Consider the following 25770-nt stretch of genomic DNA (forward strand, 5'->3'; position numbering starts at 1 on the left):
ATGATGAAGTACTTGGCGTGGCTGCTTGTCTGGATTGCTTGCTGTGGAACGGCGTGGGGAGCTTCCCCTTCCGATGGGAAATTCGTCATCCGTTGGAACTTGAAGAACATGCCCGACAGTGTGAAGGGAGTGCTTTATGATTTCAATCCCCACATGAGCGCCGCCAAAGCCATTGCCGAGTTCTCCTTGCAGGACGGACAGATGGTTTATGAAGATACGATTTCCCGCCCTCGTCATCTGAGGTTTTTCGGTTGGGGAAAAGGCTTTCCCAACTGGGTACTCGACTTGTGGGTGGAGCCTGGCGGTTGGATTGACTTTCAAGGTGAGGACAAGTGGTTGAACCGATGGACGGTAACGACTAACGTCGGTCTGCAGAAAGACATGTTGGGTTATGAGGCCTGCGTTGCCGCCGAAGTGGAAGAAATCCTCCGTCTGGACGAAGAAACCGAGCGAGGGGACAGCTTATCTTTGAAACGCTTGCGTGAACTGAACAATCGTATTGTCAGCAAGGGACTTTCCTATCTGAAGACGATACCCGTAACGGAAGCATGGTTGGATAAGTTTCTGGAAATCGCCTGGTATGCCACAGGCCAACAAGACTTCCTGGCCTCCTGTCGTCCCGACTTCCAGCAGCTCTATGCCCGTCTTCCCCTCGATTGGCAGAATACGGAGAGGGGGAAACTGATGGAGTCGTACGCTTTTCCCGCTCCTACGGTGGATGAAGGTGACGAGATGGTGGATGGGCTTCTTTATGACGCTGAAGGCGGGAAGCATCACTTGTCCGAGCTGAAAGGCCGCTACATTCTGCTTGACTTTTGGAGTGTGGCTTGCGGTCCTTGTCGCATGGCAGAGCCGGAGCTGAAGGAGATAGCCGAAATCTATGCGGATAAGCTGGCGTTGGTAGGTATTTGTACCGACGATAAAGAGCGGTGGACTACTTTTCTGTCCGAACACGAGATGCCCGGCCACCAATGGAACGAACTGAAAGCTGGCGGGCGGACGCTTGCGTCGCGTTACAAAATGAGCGGCATCCCTTATTTTGTACTGATAGCTCCCGACGGGAAGATACTGGAGATATGGAAAGGTTATCGGATGGGAGTCTTGAAAAAGAAGTTGGAGAAACAGGTATTTGCCTTGTCAAAGTGACACTTTGATTTCCCAAGTCCGCGAGAATCGCGTATTTCGGACGCGAGGCGGGCTTGGTGGAAAAGAATGGAGTAGCAACCACCTTTCTCTCTTATAGACAGGAAGATAGCGAAAACTTTACATTTGAAATAGCGTGGAAAACCGCCATTTGAAGCCGCCGAAACGAGGTTTTTGTCCTCTTTCGGCGGTTTTTTCATGGGAAACAGGCGTTATTTGGCCTCAAAACATACCTACTTTTGCTTGAAAAACGGCTTTCTTTCGTCATAAAACCTACTTTCTGCTTGCAGGAAACCTATGTTTTACCGACAGAAAGTGGACGTTTTGTTGCTTAAAAGTCTGCTTTTTCTGTTTTTGCTTCCTGCTTTTCCCTCTTTTTCTTCTTTTCTTGGCTTTTCTGAAAAAATGGCTTGTCAGTAAAATGAAGGATTTGCTTTCTTTTTGTTATCCCTGTCCGTAAGGGCATGGTTTTTCCGTTTAAAATAGTATCTTTGTACTTTGTGAACGTAAACGAGACTTTGAAATGAAAAACATCCTGCTTTTGACTGCTCTGCTGGCTGCCTGGCTGACGCCTGCGCTGGCCTGCACTTCGGCTGTCGTGTCCGGCCGGGCGACACCCGACGGTCGCCCCTTGTTGTGGAAACATCGCGACACTGATTTTCTGAAAAACCACGTGGAGTATGTCCGCGGCGAGAAGTACGACTTCATTGCCGTGGTCAATAGCGCAGACTTCCACCTGAAGCACGAAGCGTGGATAGGGACCAATTCGGCAGGTTTTGCGCTGATGAATACGCAGAGTTATAACCTCGTGGACGTGAAGGACGGCGAGGAGCGGGGCGAGGCCAACGGCCGCGTCATCTATCGGGCACTTGAGGTTTGTGCCACGGTAGACGATTTCCGCCACTTCCTCGACACCCTCGCTAAGCCCAGTCGGATAGAGGCTAACTTTGGGGCAATAGATGCCCAAGGAGGTGCCATGGTGTTTGAGGTGGATTACTATACCTATAAGATATACGACGCCAACGATCCTGCTACGGCGCCTGACGGTTATGTGGCTCGCACCAACTTTTCCCAGTCGGGACAGTACGGGCCTGGAGCAGGCGTGGTGCGCTACAAGGAGGCCGTGCGGGTGTTAGATCCTTTGGCACGTGCGCAGGCTGTCAGCCCCCAGCATCTTTTTAACGATCTGTCCCGCTCTTTTCACAACTGCCTGCTAGGCATTGACCTTCGCCAGTCTCCTTTCACAGGATCGGATGCTTCGGGCTGGTTTGTGGAGCAAGACTTCATTTCGCGAAGCAGTACCTCCTGTTCTGTTGTAGTACAAGGTGTGAAGCCGGGCGAGGCTGCTGAACTGACGACGATGTGGACGGTGTTGGGCTATCCGCCTACGGGCATGGCCGTTCCGTTGTGGGTAGACGAGGAATTACCGTCGATGGTAACAATGGACAAGACGTTGGGTACCTCACCTTTGTCTGATGCTTCTTTGCATTTAAAGGATCAGGTGTTTTCTCTGAAGTGGGGTATGGGTAGCGACCGTTATATGCACTGGGCTTTGCTATACAATGCTGAGGGTAGTGGCTACATGCAGCGTTTGGCTCCCCTTGAAGAAGAGAATTTCCGTCTGGCGGAGCTTGTATTGGAAGGTTGGCGCCGCAAGGGTCGGGTGGACAGGCAGGAGATGCAGGCGCTTTATCGCAAGCTGGACAGGGAAGAGATGTGGAAGTGTTACAAGTAATGAAAAGATATATAGAGAGAAAAGCATGAAGAACAAACGAACGATGCTGGCGGCGTTGCTGGGCCTTTGTGTGGCCCTGCCCCAGCAGGCACAGAATAAGTCCATCTACCACAAGGGGTGGATTGATTTCAACAAGAACGGCGTGAAGGATGTCTACGAGGATCCCACGCTGCCAGTGGACAAGCGGGTGGACGACTTGCTTCGCCAGATGAACATCAATGAGAAAACCTGCCAGCTGGCCACCCTCTATGGCTACGGGCGTGTGCTGAAGGACTCTCTTCCTACAGAACGATGGAAGTCGGAGGTGTGGAAGGATGGTATCGCCAACATCGACGAGATGCTCAACGGCGTAGGCGGCAAGTCGCACCGAGTAGAACAGATGTTCTATCCTTTCAGCAACCATGCCGAAGCCATCAACCGTGTGCAGCGTTGGTTTGTGGAAGAAACGAGGCTGGGTATTCCCGTGGACTTCAGTAACGAAGGCATCCACGGCCTGAACCACACCAAGGCTACACCTCTGCCTGCACCGATAGCCATCGGCAGTACGTGGAACCGTGATTTAGTGTATCAAGCAGGTACCATCGCCGGGCAGGAAGCTCGGGCCTTAGGCTATACCAATGTCTATGCCCCCATCCTCGACGTGGTGCGCGATCCCCGCTGGGGCCGTACGTTGGAGTGCTACGGCGAAGATCCTTATCTGATTGCTTCGCTGGGTGCGGAGATGGTAAAGGGCATCCAGTCGCAGGGCGTAGCTTCGACGCTGAAACATTATGCCGTCTATAGTGTGCCCAAGGGCGGACGCGATGGTAATTGCCGTACTGATCCGCATGTAGCGCCACGTGAATTGCACCAACTTTATCTCTATCCTTTCAAGAAAGTTATTCAGGAGGCTCATCCGATGGGCGTTATGAGCAGCTACAACGATTGGGATGGCGTGCCTGTGACGGCCAGTTACTATTTTCTCACCGAACTGCTGCGCGAGGAGTATGGCTTTGACGGTTATGTGGTGAGTGATAGCGAGGCGGTGGAGTATGTGCAGACAAAGCACCATGTGGCTGATACCTATGATGAGGCCGTGCGCCAGGTGCTCGAAGCAGGTTTGAACGTGCGTACCCATTTTACGAAACCGGCCGATTTCATCCTGCCCATTCGTCGTCTGCTGGAGCAGAAGAAGATTTCAATGGCCACTATCGACAAACGTGTGGCCGAAGTGCTGCGTGTGAAATTTCGCCTGGGATTGTTCGACCATCCGTATGTGGAGGACACGAAAGCTTCGGACAAGGTGGGAGGTGTGGACCGCAACATGGACTTTGTCAAGCAGATACAGCAACAGTCGCTTATTTTGCTGAAGAACGAAGGTAACCTCCTTCCGCTGGACCGTCAAAAGATTCGTAAGGTGCTCGTTACTGGTCCGTTAGCCGATGAGAGTAACTTCATGGAGAGTCGTTACGGCCCCAATCGCCTGGAAAAGGTAACCGTGCTCGACGGCCTCCGTGCCTATCTGAAAGGCAGGGCCGAAGTGGTTTATGCCAAGGGATGCGATATCATAGACAAAGGGTGGCCCGCTACCGAAATTCTGCCCTCTCCGCTGACTGATGAAGAGAAGGCAGATATGGCTGAGGCTGTACAGAAGGCTGGAGATTGTGACGTTATTATCGCTGTATTGGGCGAGGATGAATACCGTACAGGCGAAAGCCGTTCACGTACCTCGCTCGACTTACCTGGCCGTCAGCAACAGTTGCTAGAAGCCCTCTATGCTACAGGCAAGCCTGTCGTGCTGGTACTCATCAACGGCCAGCCACTCACCATCAATTGGGCTGACAAGCATATCCCCGCTATTCTGGAAACTTGGTTCCCTAACTGTCAGGGCGGAACGGTGATTGCCGAGACCCTTTTTGGCGAGCACAATCCGGGCGGTAAGCTCACAGTGACCTTCCCAAAGAGTGTGGGACAGATTGAATTGAACTTCCCCTTTAAGCCGGGTTCTCATGGTGCACAGCCTTCTTCGGGACCCAATGGCGCAGGTTCAACACGTGTCTTAGGCGAGCTTTATCCTTTTGGTTACGGTTTGAGTTATACCACTTTCGATTATTCCGACCTTGAGGTGACGCCGCTCGAACAGTCTACTCAGGGCGACTATACCATTTGTGTGAAGGTGACCAATACCGGCAAGCGGGCAGGCGACGAAGTGGTGCAACTTTACGTGCGTGACAAGGTGAGTAGCGTCATTACCTACGACTCGCAGCTCCGTGGTTTCGAACGCGTTTCTTTGCAGCCGGGTGAAACGAAGGAAGTCATTTTCCACCTCACTCCCGAAGACCTTCAGCTGTTGGACCGCAACATGCGCTGGACGGTAGAGCCGGGTGAATTCGAGTTTATGGTCGGTGCATCGAGCCAGGACATCCGTCTGAAGCAGACGGTGCGGGCGTTGCCATAATAAAAGATGTATGTACAGGTAATTTTAGACTTGAGAACGGAGGTACGCTAGTATCTCCGTTTCTTGTTCAGGGTGGAACCAACGGATGTCAGTGTCGCGCTTGAACCAGGTCATTTGCTTGCGGGAGTAGATGCGGGAATTTTGTTTGATTTTCTCCACGGCAAAGTCCAGTGTCCACTCACCGTCCAGGTATTTGAAGAGTTCCTTGTAGCCCACGGTGTTCAATGAGTTGTAGTCTTTGTGCGGATAGACGCGGCGGACTTCTTCCAGCAGGCCGTCGGCCATCATCTGATCCACGCGGCGGTTGATGCGGTCGTAGAGTTCCTCGCGGTAGCGGGTCAGTCCCACCTTGACGATACGGAAGGGGCGGGGCTTGATCTGCTGGGTGCGGAAGGATGTGTAGGTTTTCCCCGTCATGTAGCAGATTTCGAGGGCATGGATGACACGCTTGGGGTTTTTCAGGTCAACTATCTGGTAGTATTCGGGATCAAGCAGGCGGAGTTCGGCGCAGAGGCGGTCGAGGCCTTCCTCTTCGTAGCGGTGGAGCATCAGTGCGCGCGTCTCATTGTCTACGGTAGGGATGTCGTCGATGCCTTTGCAGACGGCATCCACATACATCATGGAACCGCCGGTCAGTACGACGACTTCTTTTTCTTTGAACAGCTGTTCAAGAAGTTTCATGACTTCCGCTTCGTATTGGGCGGCGCTGTAGTAATCGGTCAAGCCTAGCGTGCCCACCATGTAGTGCTTCACTCGCCGGAGCTGTTCTTCGGTCGGGGCGGCGGTACCTATCTTCAGGTCGGCATACAGTTGACGCGAGTCGGCCGACACAATACATGTGTCGAACGCTTCTGCCAGTCGCAGGCTCAGTTCCGTCTTGCCTACGCCGGTGGGGCCTATGAGTACGAGGAGAGTCAAGGGGGAATGAAGAATTAAAAATGAAGAATGAAGAATTTGGGGCAATGGGATGAATTCTTCATTCATCCGCAAAGAGGAAATTCTTCATTCTTCATTGCATTTAGTATCTGTCTTCGTCGTAAGGATTGCCGCCGCTACCCTCGTCGAAACCGCCGAAGCCGTCTTTGTCGAAGTCGTCCATATCGAAGTCTTCGTCGCCGTAGAAGTTTTCGTCGAGGTCAAGGGCCGCATTGTTCTTGGCTTCGAATTCAGCGAAGTCTACCGTCTGTTTGGGAGCATCGCCTTCTTTCTTGGTACATTTGGCACCCTTCATGTGCTTGCCGGTGATGATTTCACTAAGCTCGATGAAGAAACAGCGTTCAGTCATGTAATCGAACACGTAGAGCAACTTTTGTTTTTCGTCTTCTACCAATTCGTCGATGCGGGTTTCTTTCATCACCCAGCTGTCTATTTCGGAGTTGTCGTCCATTTCTTCCAAGGTTACTTCTTTCTCCTTTTCCCAATCTTCATCACAGATGAAGAAGGATGTCATCTGGTCATCTGTATATCCAACAGATTGGAGAATAGCCTTGTGGAAGTCATAGAAAGTGGCTTCCGGATCGATTTGTATTTCTCTGACAAAATCGTCCGATTCGTCAGAGATAAGGGTAAATCTATAAATCATAGTTTGAGTTTGTTGGTTACTAGAGTTTGTTAGTTTATTATTTTCCTCCAGGAATAATACCACGTTCTGAACTTCGTATAAAGTCGACGATGTAACGTATTTCGGGTGTCATTTCCATCTCCGCTTCTATTTTGTTCAGGGCATCGGTCGTGTTGAGGCCGCTTTGGTAAATGAGGCGGTAGGCATTGTGGATGGCCTCGATGGTCTCGTTGGAGAAACCGCGACGGCGCAGTCCTACAATATTGAGGCCTGCATAACAGATCGGTTCACGTCCGGCGATGATGTAGGGCGGGATATCTTTGCTGAAGCGGCATCCTCCTTGAATCATACCATAGCCGCCTACGCGACAGAACTGGTGCATCAGGACGTTGGCGCTAATGATGGAGTTGTCGTCAATAACGATTTCTCCAGCCATTTTCGTGGAGTTTCCAATGATACAACCGCTACCGATTAGAGCATCGTGGGCTACGTGAACCCCTTCCATCAACAAGTTATTGTTACCTACAATGGTACGTCCTTTGGCTGCTGTGCCACGGTTGATGGTCACATTTTCGCGGATGGTATTATTGTCACCTATCTCGGCAGTTGTTTCTTCGCCCCTGAACTTCAGGTCTTGCGGAATAGCACCGATGACAGCGCCGGGAAAAATGGTGTTACCGTTTCCGATGCGGCTACCATACAGGATACTGGCGTGGGCCATTATCTTGTTATTGTCACCGATGACTACATTCTTGTCAATGAAGACAAAAGGAGCAATTTCCACGTTCTCGCCGATCTTCGCTTCGGGATGGATGTATGCTAAGGGACTGATCATAATATAAATGAAGAATTAAGAATGAAGAATGAAGAATTCAGGCTGCACAATGAGGCGTGTTCCAAAGAAATTCTTCATTCTTCATTCTTCATTATTAATTTTATTTGTTCTTTACTATCTGTGCCATGAACTCTGCTTCGCAGACTACCTTCTCACCTACGAATACGTATCCTTTCATGGTGGATACGCCGCGGCGGATAGGAGCCAACAGTTCTACACGGAATATCAGTGTGTCGCCTGGCACTACCTTCTGGCGGAACTTCACGCCGTCTATCTTTAAGAAGTAGGTAGAATAGCGTTCAGGTTCGTCGACGGAGTTCAGAACCAGCAGGCCGCCTGTCTGTGCCATGGCTTCGATCTGGAGTACACCTGGCATGACTGGTTCTTGCGGAAAGTGGCCGACAAAGAATGGTTCGTTGGCTGTGACGTTCTTCACGCCTACGATGTAGTTGGCACCAATCTCGATGACCTTGTCTACCAGCTGCATGGGATAGCGGTGGGGGAGGAGTTCGCGGATGCGGTTTACGTCCATGATAGGCGGACGGTTGCAGTCATATGTCGGAGCCTGTATCTCGTGCAGGCGGATTTCCTTGCGCATCTGACGGGCAAACTTGTTGTTGATAGTGTGGCCCGGACGGGTAGCGATGATGCGTCCCTTGATGGGTTTACCGATCAGAGCCATGTCGCCGATAACGTCGAGCAGTTTGTGGCGGGCACATTCGTTGGGCCATACCAGCGGTTTGTGGTTGATGTAGCCCAGTTGCTTGGCGTCCATGTGGGGCACGCCCATCACGTCGGCCAGCTTGTCGAAGTTTTCCTGCGACATTTCGCGTTCGTAGATGACGATGGCGTTGTCCAAGTCGCCTCCCTTGATGAGACCTGCCTGAAGCAGAGGCTCAATCTCGCGTACAAAGACGAAGGTGCGGCTGGCTGCCACTTCATCCTTGAACTTGCCCATGTCTTCCAGCGTGGCAAACTGGTTGGGAAGGATGATTGAATCATAGGAAACCAGTACGTTCAGGCTGAAGCTCTCGTCGGGCAACAGGATGATGGACGAACCGGTCTTTTCGTCGCGGAACTCCGTCTTCGACTTGATGATATAGAAGTCTTTTACGGCGTTTTGCTCTTCGAATCCTACGCGTTCTATTTCTTTTACATAATATTGGGCGCTTCCGTCCAGAATAGGGAATTCAGGTCCGTTCACTTGTATCAGGCAGTTGTCTATACCCAAAGCATAGAGGGCTGCCATGCCATGTTCTACGGTGCTGACCTTTACATTGTTTTTGGCCAGTACAGTGCCACGTGTCGTCTCGACCACGTTTTCGGCCACTGCGTCGATGACGGGCTGTCCTTCGAGGTCGGTCCGCTGGATTTTATATCCGTGGTTTTCAGGAGCCGGGTTGAAGGTTACGGTCAGGTTGAGGCCTGTGTGGAGGCCTTTTCCACTGAGCGAAAAGCTGTCTTTCAGAGTCTTTTGTTTCAACATGGATTATTTCTTTAATTGTTGTTTCAGTTCATTCAATTCTTTGCGGAGCGCATTTAGTTCGAAATACATGTCGGGCAGCTTGCGGAAGATAGCCTGCGACTTGAAATAGGGCTTTTCTTCCATAGGTGGTGTGCCTATCAGTCGCTGGTTGCTTTCAGTGCTGCTGGGCACGCCCGACTGGGCACCAAACGTTACTTTATCGCCGATATGGATGTGACCGGCGATGCCTACTTGTCCGCCAAACATACACCATTCGCCTATCTTGGTCGAACCGGCGACGCCTACCTGTGCGGCCATCACCGTGTGTGAACCTATCTCGTCGTTGTGGGCTATCTGGACGAGGTTATCCAGCTTCACACCGCTGTGTACGATAGTGGCTCCCATGGTGGCGCGGTCTACGCAAGTATTGGCACCTATCTCAACGTTGTCTTCGAGAATAGTGATGCCGATTTGTGGAATTTTTTCGTATCCTTCGGGTGTCGGGGCAAATCCGAAGCCATCGGCGCCGATGACGCATCCGGCATGCAGGATGCAGTTGTTGCCTACACGGCAGTCGTGATAGACGGTTGCGCCCGGATAGAGGATACAATGACTACCTACGCGGGCTCCGGCACAGACAGTGGCATGCGGATGCAGGGCAGTGCCGTCGCCGATTACTACTCCATCGCCTACGTAGGCAAAGGGAGCAATGTAGACGTTTTCTCCCACCTTGGCTGTGGGGGCTACGTAGGCCAACGGGTCGATACCCTTCAGTTGCGGTTTGCTCTGTTCGTAGAGCGTAAGTAGCTTGGCAAGGCTCTCATAAGCGTTATCCACCTTGATAAGGGTGGCTTTTATTTCATGCTCGGGTTCGAAGTCCTTGTTCACCAAGATGATGCTGGCCTTCGACTCGTAGATATAGGGAGTGTACTTCGGATTGGACAGAAAAGAGATGGCGCCGGGGATTCCTTCTTCAATTTTGGCGAAGGTATGCACGGTCGCATTTTCGTCTCCTACGATTTCTCCCTGTATATAGGCAGCTATTTGTTTGGCTGAAAATTCCATGTCTGTTTCTTGCTAAATGGTTTTCAAAACACAAATAACGGACTTTTTTTTTATATTTCCTTGTCCTTGGGTGAATATTTTATACTTATCTATGCAGCCTCAGGTAGCAAAGGTAGTATTTTTTTACCTTCTTCGAGAGCAGCTGGATGTTGAGCATGTCCGATGCCTCGGCGATGTTTTTCGTGGTGCCGTCCTTGTAGAGGATGTCGATGCTGTCGTCGGCGGGGTTGTACATGTTCTTCTCGATGCTGGGGACGGAGACGAACCAGGCGGCTTCGGCGGGCGTCAGGTCCAGCGCGGCGGCTATCTGTGCCGTCAGTTCCTGCTTGCGCTCCTCGGTGGCGGGTTCGGTGGAGATTTCCACCTTGAACAGGCGGCGGTCCACCATGCCCGTACTTAGCGTAGACAGGACCTTGTCGGGATGGTCGCTCCATACCTTGAGAGCTGTCCAGATGTCGTTGTCGTCCAGGCGGATGAAGTTCTCCAGGCAGGCTGGGTCGTCGTAGAAGCGCGTGCGGTCCACGTCGTTGTAGAGGAAGAAGCGCAGGGCGGGCGAGGCGAAGAGGTCTTCGCCCTTGGCGGCCAGCTCCTTGGCACGGAGCAAGGCGGCGATGAGCATCCGCTCGTAGGCCACGGAGGCCTTGTGCAGATATACCTGCCAATACATCAGACGGCGGGCCATGAGGAAGTTCTCGATGGAGTAGATGCCTTTCTCCTCGACGACGAGGTGGTCGTCCTTCACGTCGAGCATCTTGATGATGCGCGCCGAGCCGATGTTTCCCTCGGTGACGCCCGTGTAGAAGCTGTCGCGCCGCAGGTAGTCCAGGCGGTCCATGTCGAGCTGGCCGCTGACCAGCTGGTGGAGGAAGCGCTTGGGATACTCGTCCTTGAATATCTGGATGGCCAGCGTCAGCTGCCCGTTCATTTCGCGGTTGATGCGCTCCATCAGCAGCAAGGAGATGTCTTCGTGGGAGACGCCGCGCACGATGGTGTCTTCCAGCACGTGCGAGAAGGGCCCGTGGCCGATGTCGTGCATCAGGATGGCGGCCTTGACGGCTTCGGCCTCGCTGTCGAAGATGAAGTTGCCCTTGGCCGTCAGGTGCTGGATGGCCTCGGTCATCAGGTAGAAGGCGCCGAGCGAGTGCTGGAAGCGTGTATGTTGGGCGCCGGGATAGACCACGGACGACAGGCCCAACTGGCGGATGCGCGTCAGGCGTTGTAGCAGTGGATGGCACACGAGGTCGTAGAGCAGTCCCTTCGGTATGTTGATGAACCCGAAGACGGGGTCGTTAATGATTTTGCGTTCGTAGCTCATGATTTCTGTTTTTAGGGTGAGGATTGGATGGGACGATGGGCAGATGGTCTCCGTTTATCGTCTGTGTACTCCCAGTTCAAAGCCTTTAAACCGTCAGTTTACTCCGTTTAAACTGTCAGTTTAATAGCTTTAAACTCTCAGTTTATTACGGTTAAACTGGCAGTTTATTTTTAGTAAACTGAAATAAACTGCTTGGCGGCTGATTACCAGTAAGTTTCCTCGACGTAGTTGTCGAACTCCGGTTCGGCTTTCAGTCCTGCCTGGCGGAAGACGTTTGCTATGGCCTGTTGCTCCTTGGGCGTGATGAGTCGTTCGCCCTTCCGGCTTTGGAAGTAATAGCTTCTGCAAGAGAAGCAAGCCATGATGCGCCGTCTGATGTCTGCCTCCAGTCGGTGGGGGATCTCGTCGAACAGTTTCGTCATGCCTTGGGCGAAGCGCACGGGCGTGCTGTCGCGGTAGTAATCGCATCCCTTCTGTGCATGGGCGACGCAGGCAGGGTGCACAATGCGGATGGGGCCAGGCTTGTCCGAAGCCTCTGTTGCCGTCAACTGACGATAGGCGATGGCACGCAAGCATTGCGGAGCGCGGGGACAGGCTCCGTCGGCGGCAGGACAGTAGATATAGTCTTTGGGCATGTTGTCCGTCTTTCCTGAGGCGGTGGCAACGTTGTTTTCGTGATTCATGGTCGGATGTTCTTATTTGTTTACGCCCAAAGGTAGGAGATTTCAAGGAGATAAACAAGGGGGAGGCGGGGAGAGTGGGGAAGAAATCTGTACATCTATCCGTAATTCCCGTTATTTCTTCCGTAATCTGTATACAAGGCGGAGGCTTCTGTCGCTGTATCTTTGCATCAGAGACTTTAATGCTTTTTCGTCATGAAGATGTATCTGTTGATTCCTGTCCTTCTGTTGCTGCCTTGGATGGCGGTGGCTTGCACGTCAGACCCTGAATTGGATATCGAGCCCACCGTACCCGAACAGCCTGCCCAGCCGGAGGAGGGAGAATCGGAAAATGAAAATCAAGAGAATATGGAAACAAGTACAATCAAACTGAAAGTAGGCGGAAAGACATTCACCGCCACGCTGGTAGACAACTCTTCGACCCGTGCGCTGAAGGCGCTGCTGGCCGAGGGAGACCTCACCATCGAGATGGAAGACTATGCACGGATGGAGAAGGTGGGCCCGATAGGCACTACCCTGCCGCGCAACGATGAACAGATTTCGACCGTGCCGGGCGACCTGATTCTGTATCAGGGCCGTTATTTCGTCATCTACTACGGGCGCAACAGCTATTCGCTCACCCGTCTCGGCAAGATTGACAACGTGTCGGAAAGTGAACTGAAAGCTGCTTTGGGCGACGGAGACGTCACCGTGAGCCTCGCTTTGAGTGGCGAATGATGTAGAATGTATAATAAGGTCTAAGATATGAACAGAAAGAAAACTCTCCCCTGCCTGTTGGCGGCTTTCCTGCTGGCAGGTCTCACCGCCGCTGGTGCGGCAAACGTTACGGACAAGTGTAACCCTTCAAAACAACATGATATGGAAAAATTGGAATTGACCGGCGAGTGGGACAAGGTGTTCCCACAGAGCGACAAAGTGAATCATAGTAAAGTGACCTTCCACAACCGTTACGGCATTACGCTTGTGGCCGACCTCTACGTGCCGAAGCAGGCGACGGGTAAGCTGGCAGCCATTGCCGTGAGCGGACCGTTCGGAGCTGTCAAGGAGCAGTCGTCCGGCCTCTATGCGCAGACGTTGGCCGAGCGTGGCTTCCTGACCATTGCCTTCGATCCATCGTTTACGGGCGAGAGTGGCGGCCAACCTCGCTATGTGGCTTCGCCCGACATCAATACGGAAGACTTCTGCGCGGCCGTAGACTATCTGTCAACCCGCGATGATGTAGATCCTGAACGCATCGGCATCCTCGGCATCTGTGGTTGGGGAGGCATGGCCTTGAACGCTGCCGCCATCGACACGCGCATCAAGGCGACGGTCACTTCGACCATGTACGACATGAGCCGCGTGAATGCCAACGGTTACTTCGACTCGATGGATGCCGACCAGCGTTACGAACTCCGCCGCCAGCTCAACGCCCAGCGCACGGCCGACTACCGCAACGGCTCCTACGAACGTGCCGGCGGTGTGGTGGACCCGCTGCCTGCCGACGCACCCCAGTTCGTGAAAGACTACTATGCCTACTACAAGACACCGCGCGGCTACCATAAGCGTTCGCTCAACTCGAACGACGGATGGAACAAGACTTCTTCGCTGTCGTTCATCAACATGCCCATCCTGACCTATAGCAACGAAATACGCAGCGCCGTCCTGATGATTCACGGAGAGAAAGCTCATTCGTGCTACTTCAGTCGGGATGCCTTCCAGAAGCTGACGGGCGACAACAAGGAACTGCTCATCATCCCCGGCGCCAACCACACCGACCTGTACGACAACCTGCAGGTAATACCTTTCGACAAGATTGAGAGCTTCTTCAGAGAGTATCTGAAGTAAGATGGTAAAGCATATATTTATTCAACGAAACAGGGGTGCCGTTCATACATAAGATTGAACGACACCCCTGTTATATAATGGAGCTTTTCGCAGAATCAAAGAATAGCCTTCAGTTGCTCAGCCATCTGCGCCTGTACTTCCTGTGCGGCCTTGCGGCTGGCGGCAGCGAAGTTTTCTGTCTTGTCCACGTAGATGATGCCACGGCTGGAGTTGACGATAAGGCCGCATTCCTTCGTCATGCCATACTTGCAGACTTCTTCCAACGAGCCGCCTTGTGCGCCTACGCCCGGCACGAGCAGGAAGTGGTTGGGCACAACCTTGCGGATGTCCTCGAACATGCGTCCCTGTGTAGCACCTACTACGTACATCATGTTCTCGTCGTTAGCCCACTGCTGGCTCTTGCGGAGTACTTTCTCGAAGAGGCGTTCGCCGTCTACGTCCATCGTCAGCTGGAAGTCGTGCGACCCCTTGTTGCTGGTCAGTGCTAACAGGATGACCCACTTGCCTTCGTACGTCAGGAACGGCGTCACGCTGTCCTCGCCCATGTAGGGAGCTACGGTCACGGAGTCGATGTCCAGCTCCTCGAAGAAGGTGCGGGCATACATGGCCGATGTGTTGCCGATGTCGCCGCGCTTGGCGTCGGCGATGATGAACTGGTCAGGATAGTTCTGCTTGATGTAGTTCACTGTTTTCTCGAAGGCAATCCATCCCTTTACGCCCATGCTCTCGTAGAAAGCCAGGTTGGGCTTGTAGGCGATGCAGAGGTCCTGCGTAGCGTCGATGATGGCCTTGTTGAAGGCAAAGATGGGATCTTCTTCCTTCAGCAGGTGTTCGGGAATCTTCTTGATGTCCGTGTCGAGCCCCACGCAGAGGAACGACTGCTTCTTCTTGATGTTTTCAAAAAGTTGTTGCTTGTTCATATTTTCTATCTTTTGTTGTATTACAATTCGCTTTCCTTCAACCGTTCCGCATTCTCAGCCACGATGAGGTGGTCGATGCAGTCCTGTATGTCGCCGTCCATGAAAGCGGCCAGGTTGTAGATGGTGTAGTTGATGCGGTGGTCAGTGATGCGTCCCTGCGGATAGTTGTAGGTACGTATTTTGGCCGAGCGGTCGCCCGTGCTGACCATCGTCTTGCGTTTGGAGGCGATGTCGTCGATGTACTTCTGATGCTCCTTGTCGTAGATGAAGGTGCGCAGGCGCGAGAGGGCACGCTCCTTGTTCTTGGGCTGGTCGCGCGTCTCGGTACACTCGATGAGGATTTCTTCTACGACACCCGTCAGCGGGTTCTTCCAGTTGTAGCGCAGACGTACGCCCGATTCTACCTTGTTCACGTTCTGACCGCCTGCACCGCCGCTTCGGAAGGTGTCCCACTTGATTTCGCCTTCATTGATCACCACGTCGAACTCCTCAGCTTCGGGCAGTACGGCTACCGAGGCGGCGGAGGTATGCACGCGGCCCTGTGTCTCCGTGGCCGGCACGCGCTGTACACGGTGTACGCCCGACTCATACTTCAGTGTGCCATACACGTTCTCGCCCGTAACGGAGCAGATAATTTCCTTGAAGCCGCCTGCGGCTCCTTCGTTGGCGCTGGACACTTCGAGCTTCCAGCCCTTGATGTCGCAGTACTTGGAGTACATGCGGAAGAGGTCGCCTGCAAAGATGGCCGCTTCGTCGCCGCCCGTACCGCCACGTATCTCGAGGATGGCGTTGCGGCTGTCCTGCGGGTCGGCCGGAACGAGCAGCAGCTTGATGTGCTCTTCCAGTTCGGGCAGGCGCGTCTGGCAGGCATCAAGTTCCTCGCGGGCCATGTCGCGCATCTCGGCATCGCTTTCGTTGGCGATGATGTCCTTGGCTTCGTCGATGCCGTTCAATACCTGTATGTATTCCTTGCGGGCGTCCATCAGATCGCCCAGTTCCTTGTATTCTTTCGTCAGCTTGACGTACCGCTTCTGGTCGGCAATGACTGCCGGGTCGGTAATCAGTGTCGACACTTCCTCGAAGCGGGCCACGAGGCCGTCGAGCTTTTCCAGTATGGTGTTGTTTTCTGCCATTTATTTTTTAATATAAATCTTTATAATATGTCCATTCTCTAAAAAGTTCAGAGACCTCCTCTCCACTTCCTGCAAATCCAAACGCTCTACATTCAAATTCTATAGGTTTTGATGCATAATCATTGTCATATAAGATTTTTCCTTTAACGACTATAAGATCTTCATAATCAATTTTATCACCGGACCATAGATCTGGTTTGTAATAGAAAAAGCCATAAGGGATTCCATCTTCTTTTATAATTGTATTATGAATAATGCCACAGCATGGATTGAAAAAAACAGTATTAAAGATGTTAGCAGTTTCTGAGAACTTCCAAAATCCTTCCCATATTCTCCAATCATCTTTTTTCTTAAGAAACCATTCTTCAACATCAGTTCGTTCATGCGTTAAATCATATTTTCTCAGCGCAAAGAAATCACCTCCTACGTGAAATATTTCTTTACAATTATCGATTAGGGAACTTCCAAAACAATGATACTTTAAATCTATTATACTTATCCCATAACCATTGTTGGGTCTATAATAAATTATATATTGATTGTCTGTTATTTCTTTAATTTCTCCCCAACCTGAAGGTATATCCCATTCGTCGTTTTTTACATCAATGATATTAATATTGTAACTAATTTCATCAGGATCTATATCGTATTCATCTTGTATATTATATTCTTCCATGTATTGTTGTATAGACATGAAAGTTGCAATCAAGCCAAGTTTTTCGTTGTAAACGCATTTTAGATTATCATATACAGTTGCACTAAATACATTCGAATAATCAGAAGTATCGCAAATTTTTAATAAATGAAGTTCTTCATTTGAAGATTCGGTTTCTTTTACAATACCATATATAATTGAATTATCTTTTGTTTGAAAAAGTAATTTAATATCTTTATATTTACATGGCAATATTAAATTTCCAGCTTTGTCAATTATTCCACAGTTACTATTAGAGTCTTGAACGATAGCAAATCCATATTTGAAATCTTCTTTAAAATAATAAGGTAGATTAATTTTGAATCCATAGTCATGGTATATGATATAGGAAAGTATCTCTTCTTCACCTAGATCTATATCTTCATCTAAAATTTCATTTGGGAAATCAGAGATTACAGTTTTTTCTATAAAGGAACAATTTAGTTTTAAAATGTCTTTGTAATTCATTCTTAAAACTTTTTCCTTAATATTAGTCTTGTAATCTTCTATAAACATTATTGTTTTTATTATAGATGTCTCTAAAGATTCTAATTCTTTTTCTTTCTCTTTATCGTTAGCTTTAGGGATATTTTTTGATAGTGTACTTACAATTTTTTTTATATTAGATAAGAGTCCTAATTTTTCAGCTATAGATTGGGTTGATTGGTAAATTGAAGTGGCTTTTATTTTTACAAAATCTAAATGAGAGGCTACAAGTTCAAATAAAAAATCATATACTAATAAATACTCATAAGTACTATTAGATATTTCTATTATGTTAGTTTTATGATAAATAGGAATGTTTAATCCTGAATCTTGATACAAGGATATAATAGATTGATTTAAAATCAGTTGGGAATCAACGTGGTATCTTCCTAAGTTAGGGATGTTTATTTTGGTGATTTTATCTTTGGTTGCTTGTGCCGTAAATTCATCATCAATATAGATATTACAATCAAAGTTGGTACGGATTTTTAATGTAGCCATAACTTTTTATTCTGTTTAGTAAGATAGCTTTATTATTTGTTTTACCACAACCTCCCCTCAATCAGCCACGCCAGCACTGCCGCAAACACGACTACGCCTGCGATGCTCAATATCCATTTCTTGGGAGTCATGCGATACTTCGCCTTATCGGCTTCGGGAGCAAGATGGGGACCAGAGTAGATTCCAGTGGCTGCACCGATGATGGTGTAGTTCAGGAATCGGAGAACAGGCGCATCCCACTGGTCGCTGAGGACGTAAAGTCCGAAGCAGAAGGTAAGGATGACAATGGCCACGAGAATGACTTTGAGCAAGTGTTTCATATCTCTGTCTTGATGTTCTCGTTCCATAATTCTTATCTTGAAGAGTTGTTCTTGTTACACTAATTTCTCAAGCAGCCAGAACGCTGTGGTGACTATGCCTGTCAGCAACACCAACCGCCACCACCGCCACCGGCGGCCTTTCTCCTTTCCGTCTTCGAGACTGGACAGGTAACCTACCACCATGGGCGGACCTATGACAGCCAGGCTGTGCAGATAGTCTGAACCGATGCGTGTAGCTACAACGCTCAGTGCGGCACCTGCTACAATCCACAGTATGACATACAGAATGAGCTTTCCAAGAGTTTTCTTCATGACCTTGGAGTGTTATTTATCTCTTTTACCGTGTCTTTATTTCTTCTTGCGGCGGGTATTGCTCCGGTAATATTGCCCCCAAGCCAATACACACACCACAATCAGACCAATGACTACATAGCCCATAGCGCTCAATATCTTTTATTAATACCTGAACTCACCGAACTCCGAGCGGATAATCAACTCCTTCTTGTCGCTTTCCTCGATACGGCCGATGACCTGTGCGTCGATGTTGAACGACTTCGAGATGGTGATGACTTCCTCGGCATGCTCGGGCGAGAGGTAGACTTCCAGACGGTGTCCCATGTTGAATACCTTGTACATCTCCGCCCAGTCCGTGTCGCTCTGCTCCTTGATGGTGCGGAACAGGGGAGGTACGGGGAAGAGGTTGTCCTTGATGACGCGGCAGTTGTCGCCCACGAAGTGCAGCACCTTGGTCTGTGCGCCGCCCGAGCAGTGTACCATGCCGTGGATTTCGGGGCGCAGGGCGTCGAGCAGCTTCTTGACAACCGGCGCATAGGTACGGGTGGGCGAGAGGACGAGCTTGCCTGCATCCAGCGGACTGCCTTCTACCTTGTCGGTCAGCTTCAGCTTGCCGCTATATACCAGTTCGTCGGGCACGGCCTTGTCGTAGCTTTCCGGATATTTCTCTGCCAGGTACTTGGCAAAGACATCGTGGCGGGCCGAGGTCAGGCCGTTGCTGCCCATGCCGCCGTTGTATTCCTTCTCGTAAGTAGCCTGTCCGTAGCTGGCGAGGCCCACGATGACGTCGCCCGGACGGATGTTGGCGTTGTTGATGACGTCGCTGCGCTTCATGCGGCAGGTCACGGTAGAGTCTACGATGATGGTGCGCACCAGGTCGCCCACGTCGGCCGTCTCGCCGCCCGTGGCATAGACGCCCACGCCCATTTCACGCAGCTCGGCCAGCAGTTCGTCCGTGCCGTTGATGATGGCGGAGATGACTTCGCCCGGCACCAGCAGCTTGTTGCGTCCGATGGTGGAGGAGACGAGGATGTTGTCCACGGCGCCCACGCAGAGCAGGTCGTCGATGTTCATGATGAGCGCGTCCTGCGCGATGCCTTTCCACACCGAGAGGTCGCCCGTCTCCCGCCAGTACAGGTAGGCCAGCGAGGACTTGGTGCCTGCGCCGTCGGCGTGCATGATGTTGCAATACTCCGGGTCGCCGCCCAGTATGTCGGGGATAATCTTGCAGAAGGCCTGCGGGAAAATGCCCTTGTCGATGTTCTTGATGGCGTTGTGAACATCCTCTTTCGATGCGCTTACGCCGCGCATCATGTATCGTTGATTACTCATGAGATAATGTATTTTTGTTCAATTGAATATGCAAAAGTAACAATTATTCGGCAGATAGCCTACTATGCGGCAGGCATTTTCCAGATATTCTGCTTGTTGTTTTTTCCCATATAGAAATTAAGGGTGTTGCTTTTAGTAGAAAGGATTGTTTTCTCATAAAGAAAACGGCCGTTTCTTTATGGGAAAACAGCCGTTTCTAAATGATAAAACACAGACTTGTGTCATAGGGAATTTTAGAATTGCACTTGTGGAGCCTGCTCAGCACCTTCAGCTGCCTCGAAGTAGGCGCGCTTGTCGAAGCCGAACATACCGGCAAGGATATTCTTGGGGAAGCGGCGGATGGTGGTGTTGTAGGCCTTGGCCGCGTCGTTGAAGTTCTTGCGGGCTACATTGATACGGTTCTCTGTGCCTTCGAGCTGGGCCTGCAACTCCAGGAAGTTCTGGTTGGCCTTCAGGTCGGGGTAGTTTTCGGTGATGGCAAGCAGCTTGCCCAGGGCGGTGGCCAGCTGGCCCTGTGCCTTCTGATATTCGGCCAGCTTCTCGGGCGTCAGGTCCGTGGGGTCCACTTTGATTTGGGTAGCTTGGCTGCGGGCGGCGATGACGCCTTCCAACGTTTCCTTTTCGTGAGCGGCATACCCCTTGACGGTGTTCACCAGGTTGGGGATGAGGTCGGCACGGCGTTGGTACTGCGTCTCCACGTTAGCCCACTGGTTGCTGACGTTCTCGTCCATGCCGACGAGGCTGTTGTAGCCGCTGATGGCCCAAATGGCGATAACGGCTACTACAGCTACAATGATGATAATCGTTACTTTTTTCATATTGTTCAGTAATTTGATAGATTAATAAAATAATAGCAAATTCTTGGGAAGGTCAGAATCGGGAACCGGCACCTCCGCCTCCTCCCATTCCTCCGCCGAAGCTACCTCCACTGAATCCTCCGCCACCTCCGCTTCCGAAGATGAAAGGACCTCCGCCTCCTCCTCTCCGTCCGCGATAATTGTCATCGTAAGATTGCTGGCGGCGTATCACCTGATGGCCACAGTTACGGCAGGTGTAGGTTACGTCTTCCGTTCTGACACCGTTGCGAAGTGCAATGAGGCGGCTGGAGCTGCGCTGCAATTTGTGCTGGCCGCATTTGGGACATTTGGAAGCTGCGTGCATAGCTATGACTGCGAGGAAAACACCTACCGCTACGATACCGAAAAGTACCAGAAAGACGCTACCTGCACCATCGTCATCTCCGTCGGCTGGCAGGTCGTTCTCCATCGAACCGTCCAGGCGTGCACAGGTAGCACGGATGCCGGCCACCATGCCTTCACTCCATCGGTTTTCCTTCAAATAGGGTATCATATGGCGTGTCTGGATGCGTTTGCAGATGGCATCGGGTAGGGGGCCTTCCAACCCATAACCAGTATAGAACTGGATGCATCGTTGGTCGGTAACGAGCAGGATTACGAGTCCGTTGTCCTTACCTTTCTGTCCTACTCCCCATGAATTAAGCAGCTGATGGCAGAAGTCGAAGCAGTCTGCCTCGCCAATGGTGGGTACTACGGCCACTACAGTCTGAATACCGGTCTGTTGTTCCAGAGCATAAAGCATGCGGTCAATGCTGTCGCGAGCTGCCACATTGAGTATGTTCTCGGGGTCACATACATAGCGAGTTTTGTCTACTAGGTGTACTTTCGGTAGATTCTCTGGAGTATAAACAACTTGTGCCCATGTCGTCAAACAAAGAAGCTGACAGAATAAGATAGAAAGTATAATTTTCTTCATGAAGATATGTATTCGTTCTTTTAGTGAATATATGTCCCAACAAAATCGCGGACTTTGCGGGTATAAGCCTCAGTATTTTCTTTATAAGCTACGGCATGTTCGGCTCCAGGCACAATCCAAAGTTCTTTTGGAGCTGGTTTGGCTTCGTACAGTGGATGTACCATCCATGTGGGTACGAAAGTATCGGCATCGCCATGAATGAAGAGCATGGGGAGAGTGCATTTCTTTACTTGCTCCAATGGAGATGCTTCTTGGAAACTCCAGCCGTATTCTATGTGGCATAATGTACTGGCTACATAGAGTAGTGGAAAGGCAGGTAGACCAAACTGATTTTTTAGTTCGCCTTTAAATTCATCCCAAGCACTGGTATAGCCACAGTCTTCTACAAAACATTTGATAAAAGGTTGTTGGTATATTCCCTGTTGTACTTCGCCTGATACACACATTGTTGTGGCTGCTCCCATTGAAATGCCATGTACTACCATCTCTGTGTTTCCTCCAAAAAGATGATTGGCTTCTTCTGTCCAACGGAGTACGTCGAGTCGGTCTTTCCAACCCATTTGTACTTCAGTACCTCCACTTAGTCCGTGCCCATAGAGATCAGGTAGTAAAATGTTGTATCCCAATTGACGGTTGTACAGATAACCTATCATCATCATTCGGATGGAATTGTCTGTATATCCGTGTACAATGACTGCCGTATGATTGGTTGAATCGGCTGCTGGTACATAAAGGGCATGTAAAGGAGTGCCTTCATCATTTTCAATATAGAGGTCGTGTAAAGCTTCAGCTGCTTGTAGGCTGTCGATCCAATGTCCCACTTCGGGATAAGTTTGCCGCATATATTCAAGCGAACTTTCAATGTTACGACTGCGGCTAACCAGCTCTTCAGGTTTCAGGGCATATCCTAGCATGTAGTATCCGGCACATAATAGTAGGGCCGCTATGGCTATGACAGCTATCAGGCTGTATTTGATGGCTTTTCTCATTCTTTATTCAGCTATTTATTCCATATTTCCCATGATACAAAAGCCTGGAGTAGTAGCATTTCCAATCCGTTTTTTACGGTGGCCCCCTGCTCTATGCCTTTTTTCATAAAAAGAGTTTCACTGGGATTGTATAATAGGTCGTAAAGCAAATGTTTCGATGTCAGTTGGTTGTAGGGGATGTCTGGACAAAAATCTACTTTAGGATACATGCCTAGCGGAGTCGTATTCACGATGACGGTATGTTCCTGCATAATTTCAGGCGTCAGTTCTCCGTAGGTTAATATATCATTCCTTTTTTTAGTACGTGATACGAAAGTAGATTGGATACCCAAATTGGCTAATCCATGAAAAACTGCTTTGGAAGCTCCTCCTGTTCCTAAAATAAGGGCTTTAGTATGATGAGGCAATAATAAGGGCTCAATGGAACGCGTAAAACCAATGATGTCAGAATTGTAACCTACTAGTTTTACTTTTCCTTTAGCTTGGGGAATTATTTTAATGACGTTTACGGCACCTATCTTAGCAGTATCCTTGTCTAGTTCATCTAGGTAGGGGATGACTTGTTCTTTATAGGGAATGGTGACGTTGAGGCCGCGGAGATTGGGGTTTTCTTCGATGACTTCCATGAAGTCTTCGATACGTGGTATTTCGAAGTTTACATATTCAGCATCAATATTCTCAGACTGAAATTTTTCGTTGAAGTATCCGATGGAGAATGAATGCTTCAGCGGATAACCGATTAAACCGTATTTGTCCATAATTAAAAGGTAGATTTATTTGGTTGCTACATAAAGGGTACAGATACCGAATGTTAATCGCCGGAAACGTACCTGACTGAAACCGGCGTTGCGTATAGACCGCTGCATCACTTCTCCTTGCGGAAAAGCGCGAATGCTTTCGGGTAGATAAGTGTAGGCGCTGTTGTCCTTGGATATCAGTTTGCCAATAAGCGGCATTACTACTTTAGAGTAAAGAGTAAATAGTTGCTTCATAGGAAAGCGGTCGGGTGTAGATAACTCAAGGATAACCAAATGTCCGTTAGGGCGAAGTACACGACACATTTCTCCAAGTGCAATATCCAGATGCTCAAAATTGCGGACACCGAAAGCTACTGTTACTGCATCGAACGTGGCATCTGCAAAAGACAACGCTGTGCAATCTTCGCGGGCGAAAGATACCTTATCCGCGAGACCTGCCTGCTGTACCTTTTCACGGCCTACTTCCATCATGCCTTCCGAAATGTCAGCACCAATAAGAGACTGTGGTTGTAGCTCACGGCAGGCCAGGATGGCAAAATCGCCCGTACCGGTAGCTATGTCCAGTATTTGTTGGGGGTGATAGGGACGGAGTGTATGGATCGCTTTTCTACGCCAACTACGGTCGATACCCATTGAGAGGGTGTGGTTCAGTTGGTCATACGTTGGAGCGATATGATTGAACATGCGTTCCACCTGTACAGCTTTTGTACCTTCTTCACCGTATGGCTTAATATGTTCCTGAGGATAATCCATAAAAATAGGTATATTCTTGCGCAAAGTTAAGAAAATAAGTAGTTCAGTGTGTAACTTGTGGCATATTTTCCAGTATATTCGTTATCTTCTTTATTTGAAGAAGCTATAAGAATATTTGGATATAGAAGCTTACTTATACCCGTTTGGGTATAAATCTGTGTAGCTTTTGGTTAATTATACCCATACAGGTATAATCAGTGAAGAATTTTATTATATTTGTACCCGAAAGGGTATAGATATGACTTATACAGTAATTGCAGATTTTGTAAAGGAAATGCGTCGTCAGTTTGGTTTGACGCAAGTGGACCTGGCAGATAAGTCGGGTGTAGGGTTACGTTTTGTTCGCGATTTGGAGCAGGGTAAACAGACCTTGCGGATGGATAAAGTGAATCAAGTGCTCAGTTTGTTTGGCCGTCAGGTAGGGCCTGTGGAGGTTGATGTAAAAACAAGGGAGGATAGGTTATGAAACGGGCTAAGGTATATCTGTACGACCGGTTAGCTGGCAGGTTGATAGAAGATGAAAACGGTTTTACTTTCACGTACGACGCTAGTTATTTGGCTTTGTCTGATGCAGCAGCTGTTAGCCTTACACTACCATTGACGGAGAAGCCTTATCATGATACGGTGCTTTTTCCATTCTTTGATGGACTAATACCCGAAGGCTGGTTGCTGGACATTGCCGAGCGGAGTTGGAAGATTAATCAACGTGACCGCATGTCGCTTCTGCTAGCCTGTTGTAAAGATTGTATTGGAGCTGTCAGTGTGATACCAGATAATGAAACTGAGGAGAAAAAGTCATGAGTCGATGTCTGTATTGTTATAAAGAATTAAGTGAGGGAATGAAAGATTTTCATCCGGCTTGTGCTCGCAAGTTTTTTGGTGTCCGTATGGCTCCTGAGTTGCCTTACGTGCGCAGTCAACTGGGTGATTTAGCTCGTGAAGTAGTACGCAGTCAAACTACCCTTACTGGGGTGCAAGCTAAACTTTCTCTTGATATTAACAGAGGTGGGCGTAATGAACCTGATCGCTTTACCATAGTAGGATTGTGGGGACGTTTTATTTTGAAGCCGCAGACGCAGTCTTATCGTGCTTTGCCTGAATTGGAAGATGTTACCATGCACTTGGCCGAAGCTGCCAAAATCAATGTAGTACCTCATAGTTTGATACGTTTCAGCGATGGTGAATTGTGTTACATTACCCGCCGTATCGACCGTCTGCCCGATGGTCATAAGGTGGCTATGGAAGACATGTGCCAACTGTCCGAACGGCTTACAGAGTATAAATATAAGGGCTCTTATGAGCAGATAGCCAAGCTTATTCGTCGTTATTCTTTTACGCCACAGCTCGATGTTATTAATTTCTGGGAAGTAGTGGTCTTTTGTTGGATAACAGGTAATGCCGACATGCACCTTAAAAACTTTTCGCTTTACAATTTGATGAATGGATATACGCTTACTCCGGCTTATGACATGTTGTCTACTACGCTGGTGATGCCCGAAGATACTGAAGAATTGGCTCTTACCCTTAATGGAAAGAAGAATCGTCTGCGTAAGACGGATTTCTACAAGGCTATAACAGCTTCGGGAGTAGAAGAAAAAGTGATTGAAAATCTGGCCCGTCGATTCAGCCGAGCTCTACCTAAGTGGTTTGAACTGATAGACCACTCTTTCTTGCCTGACGATATGAAGAGACAATATAAGAAGCTTATCTTGCGTCGTGTGGTGATGTTGCGTTGACAGTCTTGCTGATTGGGT

The 25770-nt window shown here is 49.6% G+C and carries 27 protein-coding genes; 8 read left to right on the forward strand and 19 right to left on the reverse strand.

Features of this window, described 5'->3' with window-relative positions:
* Complete coding sequence (locus tag BQ8005_RS16130; RefSeq protein ID WP_159436284.1) at positions 1-1146, forward strand: TlpA family protein disulfide reductase; 1146 nt, start codon at positions 1-3, stop codon at positions 1144-1146.
* 328 nt (positions 1147-1474) lie between these two features.
* Here BQ8005_RS16130 and BQ8005_RS17825 read toward each other — a convergent pair whose 3' ends face one another.
* The gene (locus tag BQ8005_RS17825; protein ID WP_262484399.1) at positions 1475-1609 is read right to left on the reverse strand and encodes a hypothetical protein; all 135 of its coding nucleotides are present in this window, start codon (positions 1607-1609) and stop codon (positions 1475-1477) included.
* Between the two features lie 57 nt (positions 1610-1666).
* On the opposite strand from BQ8005_RS17825, the gene BQ8005_RS16135 reads away from it, so the two are divergent.
* Together BQ8005_RS16135 and BQ8005_RS16140 are read left to right on the forward strand one after the other, a co-directional pair.
* The gene (locus tag BQ8005_RS16135) at positions 1667-2878 is read left to right on the forward strand and encodes a C45 family peptidase (protein WP_075318747.1); all 1212 of its coding nucleotides are present in this window, start codon (positions 1667-1669) and stop codon (positions 2876-2878) included.
* A 43-nt stretch (positions 2879-2921) separates the two neighbouring features.
* Positions 2922-5315 carry a glycoside hydrolase family 3 N-terminal domain-containing protein gene (locus BQ8005_RS16140; RefSeq protein WP_407918936.1) on the forward strand — a complete coding sequence of 798 codons (2394 nt, stop codon included), beginning with the start codon at positions 2922-2924 and terminating at the stop codon, positions 5313-5315.
* Positions 5316-5339: 24 nt separating this feature from the next.
* On the opposite strand, the gene miaA is transcribed toward BQ8005_RS16140, so the two are convergent.
* The 7 genes from miaA to BQ8005_RS16175 form a co-directional block, all read right to left on the reverse strand.
* On the reverse strand, positions 5340-6233 hold the full coding sequence (gene miaA / locus BQ8005_RS16145; protein ID WP_075318749.1) for a tRNA (adenosine(37)-N6)-dimethylallyltransferase MiaA: 894 nt from the start codon (positions 6231-6233) through the stop codon (positions 5340-5342).
* Positions 6234-6333: 100 nt separating this feature from the next.
* Complete coding sequence (locus BQ8005_RS16150; RefSeq protein ID WP_021848606.1) at positions 6334-6897, reverse strand: IS1096 element passenger TnpR family protein; 564 nt, start codon at positions 6895-6897, stop codon at positions 6334-6336.
* A 37-nt stretch (positions 6898-6934) separates the two neighbouring features.
* Entirely contained in the window at positions 6935-7711 is a 777-nt protein-coding gene (gene lpxA / locus BQ8005_RS16155) for an acyl-ACP--UDP-N-acetylglucosamine O-acyltransferase (RefSeq protein ID WP_075318750.1), read from the reverse strand.
* 100 nt (positions 7712-7811) lie between these two features.
* On the reverse strand, positions 7812-9197 hold the full coding sequence (locus BQ8005_RS16160) for a bifunctional UDP-3-O-[3-hydroxymyristoyl] N-acetylglucosamine deacetylase/3-hydroxyacyl-ACP dehydratase (RefSeq protein WP_021848608.1): 1386 nt from the start codon (positions 9195-9197) through the stop codon (positions 7812-7814).
* 3 nt (positions 9198-9200) lie between these two features.
* Positions 9201-10241, reverse strand: coding sequence for a UDP-3-O-(3-hydroxymyristoyl)glucosamine N-acyltransferase (gene lpxD / locus BQ8005_RS16165; protein WP_021848609.1), 1041 nt, complete (start codon positions 10239-10241; stop codon positions 9201-9203).
* 85 nt (positions 10242-10326) lie between these two features.
* Positions 10327-11556 (reverse strand): HD domain-containing protein, encoded by a 1230-nt coding sequence (locus tag BQ8005_RS16170; RefSeq protein ID WP_075318751.1) that lies wholly within the window; start codon positions 11554-11556, stop codon positions 10327-10329.
* Between the two features lie 203 nt (positions 11557-11759).
* Positions 11760-12239, reverse strand: coding sequence for a DUF6078 family protein (locus BQ8005_RS16175; RefSeq protein ID WP_075318752.1), 480 nt, complete (start codon positions 12237-12239; stop codon positions 11760-11762).
* 192 nt (positions 12240-12431) lie between these two features.
* On the opposite strand from BQ8005_RS16175, the gene BQ8005_RS16180 reads away from it, so the two are divergent.
* Positions 12432-12953, forward strand: a complete 522-nt coding sequence (locus BQ8005_RS16180; RefSeq protein ID WP_075318753.1) for a cyclophilin-like fold protein — start codon at positions 12432-12434, stop codon at positions 12951-12953.
* 27 nt (positions 12954-12980) lie between these two features.
* A complete protein-coding gene (locus BQ8005_RS16185; RefSeq protein ID WP_075318754.1) occupies positions 12981-14063 on the forward strand; it encodes an alpha/beta hydrolase in 1083 nt (360 codons plus the stop codon).
* A gap of 95 nt (positions 14064-14158) precedes the next feature.
* On the opposite strand, the gene pyrF is transcribed toward BQ8005_RS16185, so the two are convergent.
* From pyrF to ubiE, 11 genes are all read right to left on the reverse strand, one after another.
* Complete coding sequence (gene pyrF, locus BQ8005_RS16190; RefSeq protein WP_075318755.1) at positions 14159-14983, reverse strand: orotidine-5'-phosphate decarboxylase; 825 nt, start codon at positions 14981-14983, stop codon at positions 14159-14161.
* A gap of 20 nt (positions 14984-15003) precedes the next feature.
* Entirely contained in the window at positions 15004-16116 is a 1113-nt protein-coding gene (gene prfA, locus BQ8005_RS16195; RefSeq protein WP_075318756.1) for a peptide chain release factor 1, read from the reverse strand.
* A gap of 7 nt (positions 16117-16123) precedes the next feature.
* The gene (locus tag BQ8005_RS16200) at positions 16124-17797 is read right to left on the reverse strand and encodes a hypothetical protein (RefSeq protein ID WP_075318757.1); all 1674 of its coding nucleotides are present in this window, start codon (positions 17795-17797) and stop codon (positions 16124-16126) included.
* Between the two features lie 41 nt (positions 17798-17838).
* On the reverse strand, positions 17839-18144 hold the full coding sequence (locus BQ8005_RS16205) for a hypothetical protein (RefSeq protein WP_159436285.1): 306 nt from the start codon (positions 18142-18144) through the stop codon (positions 17839-17841).
* Between the two features lie 27 nt (positions 18145-18171).
* Positions 18172-18429: a hypothetical protein gene (locus tag BQ8005_RS16210; protein WP_075318759.1), complete on the reverse strand. Its 258-nt coding sequence runs from the start codon at positions 18427-18429 to the stop codon at positions 18172-18174.
* 144 nt (positions 18430-18573) lie between these two features.
* Positions 18574-19743 carry an AIR synthase-related protein gene (locus BQ8005_RS16215; protein ID WP_075318760.1) on the reverse strand — a complete coding sequence of 390 codons (1170 nt, stop codon included), beginning with the start codon at positions 19741-19743 and terminating at the stop codon, positions 18574-18576.
* A gap of 233 nt (positions 19744-19976) precedes the next feature.
* The gene (locus BQ8005_RS16220) at positions 19977-20561 is read right to left on the reverse strand and encodes a LemA family protein (protein ID WP_075318761.1); all 585 of its coding nucleotides are present in this window, start codon (positions 20559-20561) and stop codon (positions 19977-19979) included.
* A 52-nt stretch (positions 20562-20613) separates the two neighbouring features.
* Positions 20614-21516: a TPM domain-containing protein gene (locus tag BQ8005_RS16225; RefSeq protein WP_021848623.1), complete on the reverse strand. Its 903-nt coding sequence runs from the start codon at positions 21514-21516 to the stop codon at positions 20614-20616.
* Between the two features lie 20 nt (positions 21517-21536).
* On the reverse strand, positions 21537-22505 hold the full coding sequence (locus BQ8005_RS16230) for an alpha/beta hydrolase (RefSeq protein WP_075318762.1): 969 nt from the start codon (positions 22503-22505) through the stop codon (positions 21537-21539).
* Positions 22506-22516: 11 nt separating this feature from the next.
* On the reverse strand, positions 22517-23263 hold the full coding sequence (locus tag BQ8005_RS16235; protein WP_021848625.1) for a shikimate dehydrogenase family protein: 747 nt from the start codon (positions 23261-23263) through the stop codon (positions 22517-22519).
* A 15-nt stretch (positions 23264-23278) separates the two neighbouring features.
* Positions 23279-24016 carry a bifunctional demethylmenaquinone methyltransferase/2-methoxy-6-polyprenyl-1,4-benzoquinol methylase UbiE gene (gene ubiE / locus BQ8005_RS16240; RefSeq protein WP_021848626.1) on the reverse strand — a complete coding sequence of 246 codons (738 nt, stop codon included), beginning with the start codon at positions 24014-24016 and terminating at the stop codon, positions 23279-23281.
* A 238-nt stretch (positions 24017-24254) separates the two neighbouring features.
* On the opposite strand from ubiE, the gene BQ8005_RS16245 reads away from it, so the two are divergent.
* Genes BQ8005_RS16245 through BQ8005_RS16255 form a run of 3 tightly spaced genes read left to right on the forward strand, consistent with a single transcriptional unit; the run spans position 24255 to position 25752 of the window.
* A complete protein-coding gene (locus BQ8005_RS16245) occupies positions 24255-24482 on the forward strand; it encodes a helix-turn-helix transcriptional regulator (protein WP_075318763.1) in 228 nt (75 codons plus the stop codon).
* Positions 24479-24817 carry a HipA N-terminal domain-containing protein gene (locus BQ8005_RS16250; RefSeq protein WP_075318764.1) on the forward strand — a complete coding sequence of 113 codons (339 nt, stop codon included), beginning with the start codon at positions 24479-24481 and terminating at the stop codon, positions 24815-24817. The genes BQ8005_RS16245 and BQ8005_RS16250 overlap by 4 nt, the downstream gene beginning before the upstream one ends.
* Positions 24814-25752: a HipA domain-containing protein gene (locus tag BQ8005_RS16255; RefSeq protein WP_075318765.1), complete on the forward strand. Its 939-nt coding sequence runs from the start codon at positions 24814-24816 to the stop codon at positions 25750-25752. The genes BQ8005_RS16250 and BQ8005_RS16255 overlap by 4 nt, the downstream gene beginning before the upstream one ends.
* Positions 25753-25770 lie beyond the last annotated feature (18 nt).

The organism is Bacteroides togonis (assembly GCF_900130135.1).
Lineage (GTDB): Bacteria > Bacteroidota > Bacteroidia > Bacteroidales > Bacteroidaceae > Bacteroides > Bacteroides pullorum.

Coding starts and splice junctions, on each gene's coding strand:
- BQ8005_RS16130 (WP_159436284.1), top strand. CDS start 1: ATGATGAAGTACTTGGCGTGGCTGCTTGTCTGGATTGCTTGCTGTGGA.
- BQ8005_RS17825 (WP_262484399.1), bottom strand. CDS start 1,609: ATGCCCTTACGGACAGGGATAACAAAAAGAAAGCAAATCCTTCATTTT.
- BQ8005_RS16135 (WP_075318747.1), top strand. CDS start 1,667: ATGAAAAACATCCTGCTTTTGACTGCTCTGCTGGCTGCCTGGCTGACG.
- BQ8005_RS16140 (WP_407918936.1), top strand. CDS start 2,922: ATGCTGGCGGCGTTGCTGGGCCTTTGTGTGGCCCTGCCCCAGCAGGCA.
- BQ8005_RS16150 (WP_021848606.1), bottom strand. CDS start 6,897: ATGATTTATAGATTTACCCTTATCTCTGACGAATCGGACGATTTTGTC.
- lpxA (WP_075318750.1), bottom strand. CDS start 7,711: ATGATCAGTCCCTTAGCATACATCCATCCCGAAGCGAAGATCGGCGAG.
- BQ8005_RS16160 (WP_021848608.1), bottom strand. CDS start 9,197: ATGTTGAAACAAAAGACTCTGAAAGACAGCTTTTCGCTCAGTGGAAAA.
- lpxD (WP_021848609.1), bottom strand. CDS start 10,241: ATGGAATTTTCAGCCAAACAAATAGCTGCCTATATACAGGGAGAAATC.
- BQ8005_RS16170 (WP_075318751.1), bottom strand. CDS start 11,556: ATGAGCTACGAACGCAAAATCATTAACGACCCCGTCTTCGGGTTCATC.
- BQ8005_RS16175 (WP_075318752.1), bottom strand. CDS start 12,239: ATGAATCACGAAAACAACGTTGCCACCGCCTCAGGAAAGACGGACAAC.
- BQ8005_RS16180 (WP_075318753.1), top strand. CDS start 12,432: ATGAAGATGTATCTGTTGATTCCTGTCCTTCTGTTGCTGCCTTGGATG.
- BQ8005_RS16185 (WP_075318754.1), top strand. CDS start 12,981: ATGAACAGAAAGAAAACTCTCCCCTGCCTGTTGGCGGCTTTCCTGCTG.
- pyrF (WP_075318755.1), bottom strand. CDS start 14,983: ATGAACAAGCAACAACTTTTTGAAAACATCAAGAAGAAGCAGTCGTTC.
- prfA (WP_075318756.1), bottom strand. CDS start 16,116: ATGGCAGAAAACAACACCATACTGGAAAAGCTCGACGGCCTCGTGGCC.
- BQ8005_RS16200 (WP_075318757.1), bottom strand. CDS start 17,797: ATGGCTACATTAAAAATCCGTACCAACTTTGATTGTAATATCTATATT.
- BQ8005_RS16205 (WP_159436285.1), bottom strand. CDS start 18,144: ATGGAACGAGAACATCAAGACAGAGATATGAAACACTTGCTCAAAGTC.
- BQ8005_RS16210 (WP_075318759.1), bottom strand. CDS start 18,429: ATGAAGAAAACTCTTGGAAAGCTCATTCTGTATGTCATACTGTGGATT.
- BQ8005_RS16215 (WP_075318760.1), bottom strand. CDS start 19,743: ATGAGTAATCAACGATACATGATGCGCGGCGTAAGCGCATCGAAAGAG.
- BQ8005_RS16220 (WP_075318761.1), bottom strand. CDS start 20,561: ATGAAAAAAGTAACGATTATCATCATTGTAGCTGTAGTAGCCGTTATC.
- BQ8005_RS16225 (WP_021848623.1), bottom strand. CDS start 21,516: ATGAAGAAAATTATACTTTCTATCTTATTCTGTCAGCTTCTTTGTTTG.
- BQ8005_RS16230 (WP_075318762.1), bottom strand. CDS start 22,505: ATGAGAAAAGCCATCAAATACAGCCTGATAGCTGTCATAGCCATAGCG.
- BQ8005_RS16235 (WP_021848625.1), bottom strand. CDS start 23,263: ATGGACAAATACGGTTTAATCGGTTATCCGCTGAAGCATTCATTCTCC.
- ubiE (WP_021848626.1), bottom strand. CDS start 24,016: ATGGATTATCCTCAGGAACATATTAAGCCATACGGTGAAGAAGGTACA.
- BQ8005_RS16245 (WP_075318763.1), top strand. CDS start 24,255: ATGACTTATACAGTAATTGCAGATTTTGTAAAGGAAATGCGTCGTCAG.
- BQ8005_RS16250 (WP_075318764.1), top strand. CDS start 24,479: ATGAAACGGGCTAAGGTATATCTGTACGACCGGTTAGCTGGCAGGTTG.
- BQ8005_RS16255 (WP_075318765.1), top strand. CDS start 24,814: ATGAGTCGATGTCTGTATTGTTATAAAGAATTAAGTGAGGGAATGAAA.